General features: G+C 64.6%; 16 protein-coding genes and 1 pseudogene. 9 read left to right on the plus strand and 8 right to left on the minus strand.

Features of this window, described 5'->3' with window-relative positions; genetic code table 11:
• The first annotated feature begins 23 nt into the window (after nt 1–23).
• The 3 genes from ACVKN3_RS02820 to ACVKN3_RS02830 all read left to right on the plus strand — a co-directional run bounded on the left by ACVKN3_RS02820 (nt 24) and on the right by ACVKN3_RS02830 (nt 5,070).
• Complete coding sequence (locus ACVKN3_RS02820) at nt 24–1,433, plus strand: Y-family DNA polymerase (protein WP_285401453.1); 1,410 nt, start codon at nt 24–26, stop codon at nt 1,431–1,433.
• A gap of 6 nt (nt 1,434–1,439) precedes the next feature.
• Nucleotides 1,440–4,577 carry an error-prone DNA polymerase gene (locus ACVKN3_RS02825; protein WP_354512598.1) on the plus strand — a complete coding sequence of 1,046 codons (3,138 nt, stop codon included), beginning with the start codon at nt 1,440–1,442 and terminating at the stop codon, nt 4,575–4,577.
• Nucleotides 4,578–4,791: 214 nt separating this feature from the next.
• The gene (locus ACVKN3_RS02830; RefSeq protein WP_285401451.1) at nt 4,792–5,070 is read left to right on the plus strand and encodes a hypothetical protein; all 279 of its coding nucleotides are present in this window, start codon (nt 4,792–4,794) and stop codon (nt 5,068–5,070) included.
• Between the two features lie 79 nt (nt 5,071–5,149).
• On the opposite strand, the gene ACVKN3_RS02835 is transcribed toward ACVKN3_RS02830, so the two are convergent.
• Entirely contained in the window at nt 5,150–5,374 is a 225-nt protein-coding gene (locus ACVKN3_RS02835) for an RNA-binding S4 domain-containing protein (RefSeq protein WP_036144222.1), read from the minus strand.
• Between the two features lie 47 nt (nt 5,375–5,421).
• The gene (locus ACVKN3_RS02840; RefSeq protein ID WP_036140827.1) at nt 5,422–6,534 is read right to left on the minus strand and encodes an S-(hydroxymethyl)glutathione dehydrogenase/class III alcohol dehydrogenase; all 1,113 of its coding nucleotides are present in this window, start codon (nt 6,532–6,534) and stop codon (nt 5,422–5,424) included.
• A gap of 131 nt (nt 6,535–6,665) precedes the next feature.
• On the opposite strand from ACVKN3_RS02840, the gene ACVKN3_RS02845 reads away from it, so the two are divergent.
• The 4 genes from ACVKN3_RS02845 to ACVKN3_RS02860 all read left to right on the plus strand — a co-directional run bounded on the left by ACVKN3_RS02845 (nt 6,666) and on the right by ACVKN3_RS02860 (nt 9,621).
• Nucleotides 6,666–7,562, plus strand: coding sequence for a LysR family transcriptional regulator (locus ACVKN3_RS02845; protein WP_285401450.1), 897 nt, complete (start codon nt 6,666–6,668; stop codon nt 7,560–7,562).
• Between the two features lie 389 nt (nt 7,563–7,951).
• Entirely contained in the window at nt 7,952–8,113 is a 162-nt protein-coding gene (locus ACVKN3_RS02850; RefSeq protein ID WP_185754331.1) for a hypothetical protein, read from the plus strand.
• A gap of 615 nt (nt 8,114–8,728) precedes the next feature.
• Entirely contained in the window at nt 8,729–9,334 is a 606-nt protein-coding gene (locus tag ACVKN3_RS02855) for a flavodoxin family protein (protein WP_354512595.1), read from the plus strand.
• Nucleotides 9,335–9,438: 104 nt separating this feature from the next.
• Nucleotides 9,439–9,621, plus strand: coding sequence for a CsbD family protein (locus tag ACVKN3_RS02860; RefSeq protein WP_036140824.1), 183 nt, complete (start codon nt 9,439–9,441; stop codon nt 9,619–9,621).
• A 58-nt stretch (nt 9,622–9,679) separates the two neighbouring features.
• Here ACVKN3_RS02860 and ACVKN3_RS02865 read toward each other — a convergent pair whose 3' ends face one another.
• A complete protein-coding gene (locus ACVKN3_RS02865) occupies nt 9,680–9,805 on the minus strand; it encodes a hypothetical protein (protein ID WP_255349640.1) in 126 nt (41 codons plus the stop codon).
• 176 nt (nt 9,806–9,981) lie between these two features.
• On the opposite strand from ACVKN3_RS02865, the gene ACVKN3_RS02870 reads away from it, so the two are divergent.
• The gene (locus ACVKN3_RS02870) at nt 9,982–10,131 is read left to right on the plus strand and encodes a hypothetical protein (RefSeq protein WP_185754330.1); all 150 of its coding nucleotides are present in this window, start codon (nt 9,982–9,984) and stop codon (nt 10,129–10,131) included.
• Here ACVKN3_RS02870 and ACVKN3_RS02875 read toward each other — a convergent pair.
• Entirely contained in the window at nt 10,128–10,304 is a 177-nt protein-coding gene (locus ACVKN3_RS02875) for a hypothetical protein (protein ID WP_185754329.1), read from the minus strand. The two genes, ACVKN3_RS02870 and ACVKN3_RS02875, sit on opposite strands and share 4 nt — an antisense overlap.
• A gap of 209 nt (nt 10,305–10,513) precedes the next feature.
• On the opposite strand from ACVKN3_RS02875, the gene ACVKN3_RS02880 reads away from it, so the two are divergent.
• Nucleotides 10,514–11,218 carry a Crp/Fnr family transcriptional regulator gene (locus ACVKN3_RS02880; RefSeq protein ID WP_285401448.1) on the plus strand — a complete coding sequence of 235 codons (705 nt, stop codon included), beginning with the start codon at nt 10,514–10,516 and terminating at the stop codon, nt 11,216–11,218.
• 5 nt (nt 11,219–11,223) lie between these two features.
• Here ACVKN3_RS02880 and ACVKN3_RS02885 read toward each other — a convergent pair whose 3' ends face one another.
• The 4 genes and pseudogenes from ACVKN3_RS02885 to ACVKN3_RS02900 form a co-directional block, all read right to left on the minus strand.
• Nucleotides 11,224–11,505, minus strand: a complete 282-nt coding sequence (locus tag ACVKN3_RS02885) for a DUF3820 family protein (protein ID WP_354512592.1) — start codon at nt 11,503–11,505, stop codon at nt 11,224–11,226.
• Nucleotides 11,498–11,734: a hypothetical protein gene (locus ACVKN3_RS02890; RefSeq protein WP_285401444.1), complete on the minus strand. Its 237-nt coding sequence runs from the start codon at nt 11,732–11,734 to the stop codon at nt 11,498–11,500. The genes ACVKN3_RS02885 and ACVKN3_RS02890 overlap by 8 nt, the downstream gene beginning before the upstream one ends.
• Before the next feature lie 68 nt (nt 11,735–11,802).
• Nucleotides 11,803–12,048 (minus strand): DUF2188 domain-containing protein, encoded by a 246-nt coding sequence (locus ACVKN3_RS02895; protein WP_285401443.1) that lies wholly within the window; start codon nt 12,046–12,048, stop codon nt 11,803–11,805.
• 151 nt (nt 12,049–12,199) lie between these two features.
• Nucleotides 12,200–12,928 (minus strand): annotated as a pseudogene (locus ACVKN3_RS02900) (NADPH-dependent F420 reductase); the annotation flags it as partial.
• Between the last annotated feature and the right edge of the window lie 32 nt (nt 12,929–12,960).

Raw genomic sequence — 12,960 nt, forward strand, 5'->3', positions numbered from 1 at the left:
GTCGCCGCCTTTCCTACGCAGCCATGCTTTGGGCCTGCCTCCGTTTTCCCGGCCTGGCGTTCTCCGCCGCCTTCGCCGCGACCTCGGAGGCAGGCCCCTCTGCCTTGCTCGACACCCGGTCACGCCAGCGCCTGATCGCCGCCGCCAATACGGAAGCGGCCACCGCCGGTGTTCGTCGGGGACAGAGCCTCGCCGCGGCGCGCGCCCTTTGCCCCGCACTGGATGTACGCCCACGCGATCGTGCCGCCGAGTCCCGCCTGCTCGCGGAACTCGCCGCCTGGTGCTACCAGTTCAGCGGACACGTCAGCCTGGTACCCCCTGCAGCCATCCTCCTCGAACTCGGCGCCAGCCTGAGGCTGTTCGACGGCTGGCCGGTGATCGCCGAACGCCTCCGTCATGGCCTGGGCGAACAGGGCCATGTCCACACCATGGCGGCAACGCCCTTCCCTGCTGCCTCGTGGGTGTTCGCGGCGCACGCTGATGGCATGGTGCTGCCCGAACCGCAAGGCGTCGTCCGCATGTTGGGCGCCTTGTCGCTGGGACAGGCCGGCCTGCCTGCCGCGACGGTGAAATCGCTCCAGGCCATGGGGTTTCGCCGGCTCGGCGACATTTTCCGGCTGCCGCGCCCGGAGCTCACCCGTCGCATCGGCCGCGATGGCGTGAACTGGCTGGATCGTCTCCGTGGTCAGGCCGCCGCACCGCTGCCCGCGTGGCAGCCACCGGCAAATTTCCGACAGAAGATCGAGTTCGACAGCGAACTGGACGGCAGCCAGCCACTGCTGTTTCCCTTGCGCCGGCTGACCCGCTCGCTCGCCAACCTGCTCGCCGCACGCGACGGTGGCGTGCAGCGTTTCACCCTGACGCTCGAGCATGCCCGCGGCGCCACCACGCGCGTGGTCGTGGCGATGGCCGCACCCCAGCGCGAGGCGGAACGCCTGTTCGAACTGGCCCGCACCCGGCTCGAACGCACTGCGCTGCCCGCACCGGCGCGCGCCATCGAACTCGATGCCGAGGAACTCCCGGTCTTCCGGCCACCGGTGCGCGACCTTTTCGAGCCCATCCGCGGCGACGGACTGGACTGGCCCACGCTCGACGAACGGCTGCGCGCCCGCCTGGGCGATGCGGCACTCCGGCAGATCGCCATGGTGGCCGACCATCGACCGGAGCGCGCCATGCGCTACGGCCCGCCAGATACCACGGTGGCCCTGCCACGCCGCCGACGCCCGTTATGGCTGTTGCCACGTCCACTACCGATGCGTCCCGAGCCCGTTGCCGTGCTGGCCGGGCCGGAGCGTATCGAAAGCGGTTGGTGGGACGGCGACGACACGCGTCGCGATTACTACATCGTGCGCACGCCATCCGGGCAGCAGGCCTGGGCCTACCTGCCGCCGGGCACCCTCGACGGCTGGATGCTGCACGGCTGGTTCGCCTAGGTCGCCGTGCTGCCCTTTACCCTGCCGCCGCCCGCAAACGAGGGCGAAGTCGACCTTCCCGCCTATGCCGAGCTGCATGCGCTGAGCGACTTCAGTTTCCAACGCGGCGCCTCCAGCGCGCGTGAGCTGTTCGAGCGCGCCAGGGACATCGGCTATACCGCCCTGGCGATCACCGACGAGTGTTCGCTTTCCGGCATCGTCCGGGCACTGGAAGCCTCGCTGGAGGTCGACCTGCCAATGATCGTCGGCAGTGAGTTCCGTCTGGCGGACGGCACCACGCTCGTGCTGCTGGTAGAAAACCAGGACGGCTATACCGAATTATGCCGATTGATCACGCTGGGCCGACGGCGCGCCCCGAAAGGACGCTACGAGCTGCACCGTGCCGACCTGGAAAACCTCGCCCATGGCCTCTGCCTGCTGTGGGCAACGGGCCCGTTGGCGGCCCACGATGCCGCCACCCATGACGACCGCGCAGCGTGGGTGGCCACGCATTTCCGCGATCGCGCCTGGCTGGCCGTGGAACTGCACCGCGGCCAGCACGATGCGGCCGAACTGGCGGCGTGGCGTCACCTGGCGGAACGGCATGGGCTGCCATGCGTCGCCGCCGGCGACGTGCACATGCACCTGCGCGGGCGTCGCGCCTTGCAGGATGTGATGACGGCGATCCGCCTCAACCGCAGCGTGGCCGAGGCCGGCCACCACCTCTTTCCCAACGGCGAACGCCACCTGCGTCGGCGTGAGGCACTCGCGCGCATCTATCCCCGCGACATGCTGGAGCAAAGCCTCGTGGTGGCCGCCCGCTGCACCGGTTTCGACCTCCGCAAGATCCAGTACGTCTACCCGCGCGAACTGGTGCCCGAAGGCACCGATCCTGCCGCTTACCTACGCCGTCTCACCTACGAGGGCGCGGCGCGGCGATGGCCCGGGGGCATGAAACCCGACCTCGTCACACGCATCGAAAAAGAACTGGACCTCATCGCCAAGTGCCGTTACGAGGCATTTTTCCTCACGGTGCAGGACATCGTCAGGTTCGCCCGCTCGCAGCAGATCCTTTGCCAGGGCCGCGGCTCCGCGGCCAATTCGGTGGTCTGTTTCTGCCTGCACATCACCGAGGTCAACCCGGACCAGATCACCACGCTGTTCGAACGGTTCATCTCGCTGGAACGTGACGAGCCACCGGACATCGACGTCGACTTCGAGCACGAGCGCCGCGAGGAAGTCCTGCAGTACGTCTTCGAGAAATACGGCCGCGAACGGGCCGCGCTGGCGGCTACGGTCATCAGTTACCGGCCCAAGAGTGCCGCCCGCGATGTCGGGCGTGCGCTGGGGTTGTCCGAAGACCAGCTCGACCAGCTCAGCCGTGCTTATTCGCACGCGCATGGCGAGGTGCCGATCATCCAGCGCCTGCAGGAGCGAGGTTTCGACATCGCCAGTCGCACCATCCGGCAGCTGATCGTGCTGGTGCACGAGCTCAACGGCATGCCTCGCCACCTGTCCCAGCACGTAGGCGGTTTCGTCATCTCGGATACGCCGTTGCACCATCTGGTGCCCGTCGAGAACGCGGCAATGGACAACCGCACCATCATCCAGTGGGACAAGGACGACCTGGAAACGATGAAACTGCTCAAGGTGGATTGCCTGGCGCTGGGCATGCTGACCTGCATGCGCAAGGCGATCGACCTGCTGCGTGCCCGTGGCGGCGAGGATTACACCCGCATGGCCGACATTCCCATGGACGATGAAGAAACCTACGCGATGATCCAGGCCGCCGATACCGTCGGCGTGTTCCAGATCGAATCGCGTGCGCAGATGTCGATGCTGCCGCGCCTGAAACCGGCCATCTACTACGACCTGGTGATCCAGGTGGCGATCGTGAGGCCCGGCCCGATCCAGGGCGGCATGGTTCACCCCTACCTGCAACGACGCCAGCTGCCGCCGGACCAGATCGTTTACGAACCGGGCGTCAAGGACGTCCTGGAACGCACCCTGGGCGTGCCGATCTTCCAGGAGCAGGTGATGAAACTGCTGCAGGTGGTGGCGGATTTCACCGAAAGCGAGTCGGACGACCTGCGCCGGTCGATGGCGGCGTGGAAGCGCCGCGGCGGGTTGCAGAAATTCGAGCCGAAGATCCGTGCCAACATGGCGAAGAACCATTACACCCCCGAGTTCACCCAGCAGATCATCGACCAGATCCAGGGGTTCGGCAGCTACGGCTTTCCCGAATCGCACGCGGCCGGCTTTGCGTTGATCGCCTATGCCTCGTCGTACATGAAATGCCACCATCCGGAAATCTTCTGCTGCGCCTTGCTCAACAGCCAGCCGATGGGTTTCTACGCGCCGGCGCAACTCGTCGCCGACCTGCGTCGGCACGGCGCCGAGGTGCGCCCAGCCGATGTCACCGCCAGCCAATGGGATTGCACGCTGGAAGCGACCCGGACCCCACGTCCTGCCTTGCGCCTGGGTCTACGCCTGATCGGCGGTTTATCGGCCGACCTCGGCGCACGCATCGTGCAGGCACGCGACAGCGCGCCCTTTCGCGATCTTGCCGACCTCGCCCACCGTGCACGCCTTAGCCGTTTCGAGCGCGAACGCCTGGCGGATGCCGGTGCCCTGCGCGTGCTCAGCGGCCATCGTCATCGCGCCCGCTGGGAGAGCTCCGGCATCGAACGCAGCCTGCCGCTACTGGAGGCCGTGGCAGAACAACCTACGCCACTGCGCCCACCCAGCATGGCCGAAAACGTCTTTGCCGATTACGCCACCACCGGCCTGTCGCTGGCGGGCCATCCCCTGCTGCTGATTCGCAAGATATTGCAGTCGCGCCGTGTCCGTCGTGCACGGGACATGGAAGACACACGCAGCGGCACGTGGTTGCGTCATGCCGGCCTGGTCACGATGCGCCAGCGTCCCCAGACCGCCAGCGGGATCACCTTCGTCGCCCTGGAGGACGAAACGGGCCAGGTCAACGTCATCGTGCGACCCGCGGTGGCCGAGGCCTGTCGGCAGGCGCTACTGGAAGCCGTGCTGTTGGCGGTCGACGGCCGCTGGCAGTCGATCGAAGGCGTGCGCCACCTCGTAGCAAGCCGTCTTCATGACTACAGCGACCTCCTGCCGGAACTCGGTGCCGTGTCACGGGATTTCCACTGATCGTGCCAGGAATCGCACGACCTTGCCGTTACTTAACGCCGGCTAATTTTACTCTGAACGGTTAACCGAAATTTGCTGCTTCGCAAGAACACTGTTCAGCGGAAACGCGATAGCGTCTATCCCATCGACACACCCGGATATCCGGTAAGCGATGCTCATGCGCCGTGCATCGCGAAGTTCGACCAAGGCGCCACAAGTTCCAGGAGATTTCGTCATGCGCAACACGAAACTGATCGTCGCCATGCTGGCTGGTTGTATGGCTTTCGGCGGCGCCGCCATGGCCCAGGATGCTTCGCAGTCGGCGTCCCCCACGCCGTCTTCCAGCGCGGGCTCGCAGACGCAGACCACCAGCGATGCCATGAAGAGCACCGGCACGTCCGGCTCCGCCGCCACCAACTCCAATGGCTCGATGAAATCCACCCACAAGAAGCACAAGAAGAGCACCTCGACCACCGGCACCGAACCGGCCAAGTCGTCCAGCTCCGGCATGTAATTCCGCATCCGCGGACAGCAGCCAAAAAAAACCCCGGCGCCGCGAGGCGCCGGGGTTTTTCATGCCGACGAAGGGCGCGTCAGTCCACTTCGGGCAGGACGCTGATCTCGTCGCTACCGATGGTGACCACCTGGCCCGCGCGCACCTTGTAGGTCTTGCGCATTTCCGTCACGCCGTCCACAGCGACCAGGCCATCGGCCACCCGATGCTTGCCCTCACCGCCACTGGCGACGATGCCGGTCAGCTTGAGCAGCAGGTTGAGTTCGACGTAGTCGCCTTCGAGGCGGAATTCATGAAACGGCATGACGGTGGTTTCGCTTAGGTAACGGTGCGCCATTAGAACACGAGTATTCAGTAGAGGATGACCGAGCGGATAGCCTTGCCCTCGTGCATCAGATCGAACGCCCGATTGATCTCCTCCAGCCCCATCGTATAAGTGATCATCGGGTCGATCTTGATTTCGCCTCCCATGTATCGATCCACGTAGCCCGGCAACTGGCTGCGCCCCTTCACGCCGCCGAACGCCGAGCCGCGCCATACGCGCCCGGTCACCAGCTGGAACGGACGGGTGCGGATCTCCTGGCCGGCACCGGCCACGCCGATGATGATCGACTCGCCCCAGCCCTTGTGGCAGCACTCCAGGGCAGCGCGCATCACGTCCACGCTGCCGATGCACTCGAACGAATAATCCACACCGCCATCGGTCAGGTCGACGATCACCTGCTGGATCGGCGTGTCCGGGTAGTCGCGGGGATTGATGCAATCCGTCGCGCCCAGCATCTTCGCCATCTCGAACTTCGACGGATTGGTGTCGATCACGACGATGCGACTGGCCTTGGCCATGACCGCGCCCTGCACCACCGACAGGCCGATGCCACCCATGCCGAACACCGCCACCGTCGAGCCGGGCTCGACCTTGGCCGTGTTCAGCACGGCACCGATACCGGTGGTGATTCCGCAACCGAGCAGGCAGACCTTCTCCAGCGGTGCGTTCTTGTTGATCTTCGCCAGGGAGATTTCCGGCAGCACCGTGTATTCGCTGAAGGTGCTCGTGCCCATGTAATGCAACAGCGGCTTGCCCGCCAACGAGAAGCGCGACGTGCCGTCCGGCATGACGCCCTTGCCCTGGGTCAGGCGGATCTTCTGGCACAGATTGGTCTTGCCCGACAGGCAGAACCGACACTCGCCGCACTCCGGGGTGTACAGCGGAATGACATGATCGCCCGGCTTGAGCGACGTGACACCCTCACCGACCTCCTCGACGATGCCACCGCCCTCGTGACCCAGGATGACCGGGAAGGCCCCTTCGGGGTCGTCGCCCGAGAGCGTGTAGGCATCGGTATGGCACACGCCGGTCGCCACGATGCGGACCAACACCTCGCCCGCCTTCGGACCCTGGACATCCACTTCTTCGATGGACAACGGCTTTCCTGCTTCCCAGGCAACAGCGGCGCGAGACTTCATGGCGGGCAATTCCTCTTACACTAAAGGCGGAACCGGCATGGCAGCCGGCGGTAGCGAGGATTTTAGCCATCCCCGGGCCTGTCGATTAGCCGCCCTGCAGGTGAAGCATTTTTACAGGGGAGCAAAGATCGATGCGTGCTTGGGACGGGATGGACGCCTTCGTCGAAGTGGTACGGCTAGGCAGCTTCTCCGCCGCCGCCCGCAGCCTGGGACTGTCCACGGCCTTCGTCAGCCGTGCCGTGAGCGCGCTCGAGCAACGACTCGGCACGCAGTTGCTGCACCGGACCACCCGCAAGCTCCGCCTCACCGACGCCGGGCGTCTTTACTACGAACACGCGCGACACCTGCTGGAGGGCTTCGATGCCGCCGACCAGGCCATCGTGGACTTCCAGGACGGATTGCGAGGCAACCTGCGCATCAGCCTGGCAACCACCTATGGTGAGCGCTACGTGGCGCCACTGGTCAATGCCTTTCTTGCCCTCCACCCCCAACTGGGCGTGGACATGGATTTCTCCAACCGTACCGTCGACCTCATCGAGGAGGGCTACGACCTGACGGTACGCACTGGCCTCCTGCCGGATTCCAACCTGGTGGCCCGACGCCTGGGCGAACGGCGGCTGTTCGTCGTCGCCTCGCCCGCCTATCTGTCGACGAATGCAGCGCCGGCGACACCCGACGACCTCGCCGGGCATACGCTTCTGCTGGGATCGGCCAGTCACTGGATCTTCGCCGAGCACGGCCAACCGCGGCAGCGACCTGTCCAGGGCCGCTATCGGGCCAGTTCAGGCCAGGCCTTGCTCGACGCGGTGCACCGCGGGCTCGGCATCGCTCAGCTGCCCGACTTCTACGTGGAGCAGGCATTGGTCGAAGGAAGCCTGGTCTCCCTGCTCGATCCATGGCGTTACGAGCACGGTGCGGTGTGGCTGGTGTACCCGCAGAGCCGCCACCTTTCCCCCAAGGTTCGCCAGCTTGCCGACTTCCTGGTGGAGCGGCTCCAGACACCCCCGTGGCGCCGAACGATCGTTTGAGTTAAACTAGGGTTAACGGATACAGCTGAAACGGTGAACGAAAGCCCGCGGTAAGGGTCTCTGGAAAGCGCTCCGACACACCGTCCGACGATTTTCTTGAACCTTTTCCTCACAAGCCTGTCCAACCTTTCAATGCCCGGGACCCCTTGTAATGTCCCGAGCCGCCCATACAAAAGGCGTGTAGTAAACTCGTTAGTTCAGGAATTAAGCCCTATCGGGTGATGACGAAAGCCTAACGAACCGATTGTTCACCAAACGAAACGGACTGACCGCCCAGCGCGCCTTCTTCAAGGCCCTGCACCGGCGTAAGGTCCCCACCACGTCAAAGACCGGCGACGTTGGTGCCAGAGCATTTCGCATCCGGTCACAGACGACTGGGAGACACGACCATGAACGAACTTCGCAACGAATACGGCATCACCACCTTCGAATACTCGACCGGCTTCCGTGCAGGCGACAGCAGCACCGGCCTCGATCTGTTCGGCGGTGAAATGGACGGTTACGACTGGCTGGGCGAGGTTGCCAGCCGACTCAGCGGTGACGCGGTCTAGGATCGCGTCATAGCCCGAAGCGCTTGCGCTCGGGTCATGGTTCCTGAAAAACGCATCGAGGCCCGTCATATGACGGGCCTCGATGCAGTAAAGACGACGCGAGGCCTGGTGGCCCGGTCGTGGCGGATAAACCGACGTCCGCCCCCTCAACCTTCCCCTTAGCCTCCGGCCAACCGGCGGCTTTCGCTTGCCTGGAAGCCTTCGGCCTGCCCGGGCACGCGGTAGAACGCCTCAGGGTTCAAGGAATCCGGATAGCCAACGCCTCGGGTGCCACAGGCGACGGGCCGCTGTCGTCTTCCGGTTGATCCGGGTGAGCAGGCCGTTCCTGCGGTTCCGTGCCCGGGCTACCGCCCGGTGTCTCGGGCCGCGGATCGGTCGGCGACTCTTCGGGAAGGACCGGTGAGCGACCGGGGGTTTCGGGCACGTAAGGACTTTGCATAGCGTCGGCAACCGTCAGCGTCATGGTGCATGCACGTTGCGCGACCCCGCGTGATATCGCTGTCACTTCGATGTCATCGGTGCAGGCCGTTACCGACGACATGCACATCCGAACGACATGTGCTGCACACCCCTTGTCCGAGGTTGGCGCTCCCCCTCGAACGAACGGAGCGTTGTATGGCACTCAAGGCCCTCGGACTGAACTGCACGCTTACGCGATCGCCCAAGCCGTCATCCAGCCAGAAATTGCTCGACCAGTTACTGGAAGGCCTGGAACGGCATGGCGTGGATGTCGACAGTGCGCGCGTGGTCGACCTAGACATCAAGCCCGGCGTCAGCCACGACGAAGGCGACGGTGACGCCTGGCCAGCGCTGCGCGAGCGCATCATGGCAGCGGACATCCTGGTCATGGTCACACCCATATGGATGGGCCAGCCCTCGAGCGTCAGCAAGCGTGTCGTGGAGCGCATGGACGCCATCCTGGGAGATATCGGAGACGATGGACGCTACCCGACGTTCGGCAAGGTCGGAATTGTCGGTGTGGTGGGCAACGAGGACGGCGCCCATCATGTCACCGCCGAGCTCTACCAGGCGCTGGCCGATGTCGGCTTCACGATCCCGGCGGGAAGTTCCGCTTACTGGGTGGGTGAAGCCATGTCGGATACCAACTACATCGACTTGAAGAAGACACCGGCGAAAGTTTTGCAGACCGTTGCAACGCTGACGACCAACGCTGCACATCTGGCCAAGCTGCTCAAGGCGTCCGGCTATCCGGCACCCTGAATACCATCAACCGGTGCCCACGCTTGCTTCACGCGGCGCTCATGGCGTCGAGGCGTAAACAGGGGACGCTGCGAATGACGCAGAGCCTGCAGAGGAACACCACCATGGACAAGAATCGCACCGAAGGCACCAAGCACGAAGTCAAGGGCGCCGTGAAGGAAGTGGTCGGCAAGGTCACCGGCAATCACGCGAAGGAAGCCGCCGGCAACATCGAGAAGAACGCCGGCAAGGCGCAGAAGGAAGTAGGCAAGGCCGCCGACAAGGTGCGCGACGCCGGCAAGCACTGAGTGCTTTGCACGAGGGACCCCAAGGGGTCCCTCGCTTTACGGGTACGCCCAACTACCCTCAGGTACAACCCCTGACCAGGAAGATCAGCAGCAGAACGGGAATGGGCACGCCCAGCACCCACAACAGGATGTACCCGATGCCGCCTTTCTGTTTGTCAGCCACCGCAATCTTTCCCTCGTCCATCGGACGTCCCTCCTCGTTGTTAACCGGAAGTCAGCGTCCATGGACAAGCGTGCATCCTGCGTGACGCGCACGACATGAGCCGTTTCGCAATAACGAAAGGCATGCACGCCATCGACGTGCCGGCGGTAACGCTGGACACTTGATCGGCACGACGCCGTGATCGGGAAATCGTACGCATGAACCGCACACGCTATTACGCACTCATCGCGCTGATTGTCGCGATGGTGGCCATCGTGGTCGTGGGAGCCATCCACAAGGGTGGTCCGGCCGGCGACACCCCGGACGACGGTGCGCGCGCGCCGGCAAGTCACGCCGCGGAGCGCTAGGCCGTCTGTTCTTCCACTGACTGGGCCGCGTCGTGGACGGCGGCGGCGCGCTGCATGGCCACCAGGAATTCGGTGCCGTAACGCATGACGAACGGCGCCACGGTGCCGGGCACGAAGCCCTCGGGCAAGCTGACGGTCTCTGATTCGGGCAAAAGCGTGGATCGACGTGCCATGGCCTGTAAGGCCCCCTTGTGGTTCCCCCAAGCGCTCTTTACTAAGGCAAATGCCAAACGGCGTCAAGCCTCCGCGATGCCATGGCCCCGTGCCATGACATGACCTCCCTTGCGGCAAATCGGCGCAAGCACCTGATCGGCTCCATGACTGTGCACCCGGCGGCGTAAAATGAAGATGCACGCCCTTCCGGCGTGCATGGAGGTCTACCGTGCCGCACCGTCTCGCCGCCGACAAGCGCCCCGCTCCCGCGCGTCGCACGTCGGCGTGCTGCAATGCCGCCTGTCGCCATGCCGAAGCGTGCGAAGCCACACGAGGTGGCGACCCTGCCCTCCTCGACATGCGCGATGTCGTCGAACGGGTGGGCCCCTTCTCGGATGGCGATCGCCTCGTGCAACCGGATGCCCCTCACCGAGCGGCCTTCGCCGTTCTCAACGGCATGGCCAAGACCGTCGGCGACGGCCGCGTGCTGGCGTTTCACCTGCCCGGCGAACTGTTCGCCCTGGAGGTCGCACGGAACGGAACGCACGGGCGTTCCGTCATGGCCGTGGGCAAGACATGGTTTTGCCGGTTTCCCCGCGAGGCCGTCGATGCGCTATGCGTGGAAAACGACGCGCTGACACGCCACCTCCGCATGCTGCGTCGGCGGGAACACACCGTCACCCGACATGCCGCGGAGGGCGTTGCCGCATCGAGGGTCCGCGACTTCCTCATCGACCTGCTGGACCGACGCCGCCGTTTCGACGAACACGCCCGCACGATCCCGTTGCCGATGTCGCGCGACGACATCGGCTCCTACCTGCGAATGAGTTCAGCCACGGTGACGCGCATGCTGGCGAAGCTGCGCGGCGACGGCATCATTGCCGTCCATGCGGACGGTGTGGACATCATGGACGACATCGCGCTGCGGCGTTGACCCGCTTAGGTCGGTCCACGCGTATCCCGTCGCCGCGCGGGCTGCCTGAGCGGATCGAGCAGGCTACGCAAGCCGTTGTGGTCGAGTTCCAGCATGATGGACAGCAAACGCCCCAGTTCGCCAGGAGGGAAGCCCTCACGCGCGAACCAAGCCAGATAGGGACCGGGCAGTTCCGCGACCGGCTTTCCCTTGAATTTACCGAACGGCATGATGGCCGTCGCGAGACGTTCCAGGTCGGCGCGAAACGTATCGGACGGTTCCGTCGGCGGCTGCGCGGGATCAGTCATCGCCCGGATCGAAGCCCTCGCGCTCCTTCATGAGCTTGCGAGCGGCTGCAACGCCCAGGTTAAGGCCTTCCGCGCAGGCGTCTTCCTCGTTCTCGTGCAGGGTGGTACAGAGCTTTTCGGCAACCTCGTCGCCGTCTTCGCTAATGACGTATTTGCCGCGCCAGCGCCCCGGCTTTGCCACGTAACATGAGCCTTCCACGTCGAAGTAACCGATCTTGCGATGCGTCATAGGTGGGATGATCCTCGTTCCAGCGCATCATCCTAAGCATCGGGCATCAAGACGACGTGCACTGGTGGCTACAGCAGTCCGCTGACCGGGCGTTTGGCACTGGATTCGAACTCGCGCCAGATGCCGTCGGCACCTTCGACCGAGACGAGTACCTGCAAACCGTTCTGCGCACCGAGCAGCTTGGACTGCTGAACGGCATAGGCGATGGCGGCGACACGCGTGTCGAAATTTTCCGTGGGCACGCCGTTCATCTGCACATGCCACAAGCCAGCAAGGTCCGGGCTGAACGGGATGTCGTAAATGACCAGGGCCATGGAAAAATGCGTAACCTCGAAGTTCCGTCGATGCGCTCGCGACGAGCGAGACAGTCCTGCCACGGAAGGGATGCGCAAGACTATCCGTTCGTACGTGTCGCCACAATGGAAGAAATGCCCGAAAAAAGCTTCACATGAAAGTCACGTCACATCAGCGCGGCGAGCCAACATCGCCCGGGCTGCGCGAGGTAGCACGCCATTCGGGGAGGCGATCATGGCCGGCATCGAGCAGCCCCTGGCGCACACCCTCGATGTCACGATTGGACCCGTAGACGGGCGTGCCGGGCTGTTGCTTCCAGGAGTCCGCCAGCGTGCCGGCATCCACGCCATCGAAGCCGATGTCGTCGACCAGCTTCAGCACCTTGGCCTTGGCATTGGGGTCGTCGCCTGCCACCGGCAGGGCGATCCGGCGCTCGGCTGTCGATGGCACGCCCAGGCTGCCCAGGTGCTCGGCGTGGATATTGTTGAAGGCCTTGATCACGGGTCGCTTGAGTTGTTCGGCCACCCACTGGCTCTCGGTCAGGCCTTCCTCGATGCCGGCGATATGGCCATCGCGCTGCTGCGGATAGTAGTTGCCCGTGTCGATCACCACCGTTTCCAATGGCACGTCGGCGAACAGGTCGCCCGGCAGGTCGGGAATGCGGGACTCCGGAATGGTGACGACCACCACCTCGCCCCCGCGTGCTGCCGCTTCCACCGTCACCGGCACCGCGCCGGTCTCCGCGGCAACGGCGGACAAGGTCTCCGGGCCGCGCGAGTTGGCGATCAGGACATCGTGACCCGCTTCGCGAAAACGCCTGGCAAGCGCCTTGCCGATGTGGCCTGCGCCGATAATGCCGATCTTCATGTGCGGAACTCCGGTCCGGGAAAGTGATCCATGTTCACGATCCCATGTGAATGCCGGGCGAGCAC

The organism is Luteibacter sp. PvP120 (assembly GCF_054055715.1).

What these genes read in the sequence shown, in the direction of transcription:
- ACVKN3_RS02885 (WP_354512592.1), bottom strand. Translation starts at nt 11,505, where the DNA reads ATGACTGATCCCGCGCAGCCGCCGACGGAACCGTCCGATACGTTTCGC.
- ACVKN3_RS02835 (WP_036144222.1), bottom strand. Translation starts at nt 5,374, where the DNA reads ATGCCGTTTCATGAATTCCGCCTCGAAGGCGACTACGTCGAACTCAAC.
- ACVKN3_RS02895 (WP_285401443.1), bottom strand. Translation starts at nt 12,048, where the DNA reads ATGGCCCTGGTCATTTACGACATCCCGTTCAGCCCGGACCTTGCTGGC.
- ACVKN3_RS02830 (WP_285401451.1), top strand. Translation starts at nt 4,792, where the DNA reads ATGCGCAACACGAAACTGATCGTCGCCATGCTGGCTGGTTGTATGGCT.
- ACVKN3_RS02840 (WP_036140827.1), bottom strand. Translation starts at nt 6,534, where the DNA reads ATGAAGTCTCGCGCCGCTGTTGCCTGGGAAGCAGGAAAGCCGTTGTCC.
- ACVKN3_RS02865 (WP_255349640.1), bottom strand. Translation starts at nt 9,805, where the DNA reads ATGGACGAGGGAAAGATTGCGGTGGCTGACAAACAGAAAGGCGGCATC.
- ACVKN3_RS02860 (WP_036140824.1), top strand. Translation starts at nt 9,439, where the DNA reads ATGGACAAGAATCGCACCGAAGGCACCAAGCACGAAGTCAAGGGCGCC.
- ACVKN3_RS02850 (WP_185754331.1), top strand. Translation starts at nt 7,952, where the DNA reads ATGAACGAACTTCGCAACGAATACGGCATCACCACCTTCGAATACTCG.
- ACVKN3_RS02875 (WP_185754329.1), bottom strand. Translation starts at nt 10,304, where the DNA reads ATGGCACGTCGATCCACGCTTTTGCCCGAATCAGAGACCGTCAGCTTG.
- ACVKN3_RS02870 (WP_185754330.1), top strand. Translation starts at nt 9,982, where the DNA reads ATGAACCGCACACGCTATTACGCACTCATCGCGCTGATTGTCGCGATG.
- ACVKN3_RS02855 (WP_354512595.1), top strand. Translation starts at nt 8,729, where the DNA reads ATGGCACTCAAGGCCCTCGGACTGAACTGCACGCTTACGCGATCGCCC.
- ACVKN3_RS02820 (WP_285401453.1), top strand. Translation starts at nt 24, where the DNA reads ATGCTTTGGGCCTGCCTCCGTTTTCCCGGCCTGGCGTTCTCCGCCGCC.
- ACVKN3_RS02845 (WP_285401450.1), top strand. Translation starts at nt 6,666, where the DNA reads ATGCGTGCTTGGGACGGGATGGACGCCTTCGTCGAAGTGGTACGGCTA.
- ACVKN3_RS02890 (WP_285401444.1), bottom strand. Translation starts at nt 11,734, where the DNA reads ATGACGCATCGCAAGATCGGTTACTTCGACGTGGAAGGCTCATGTTAC.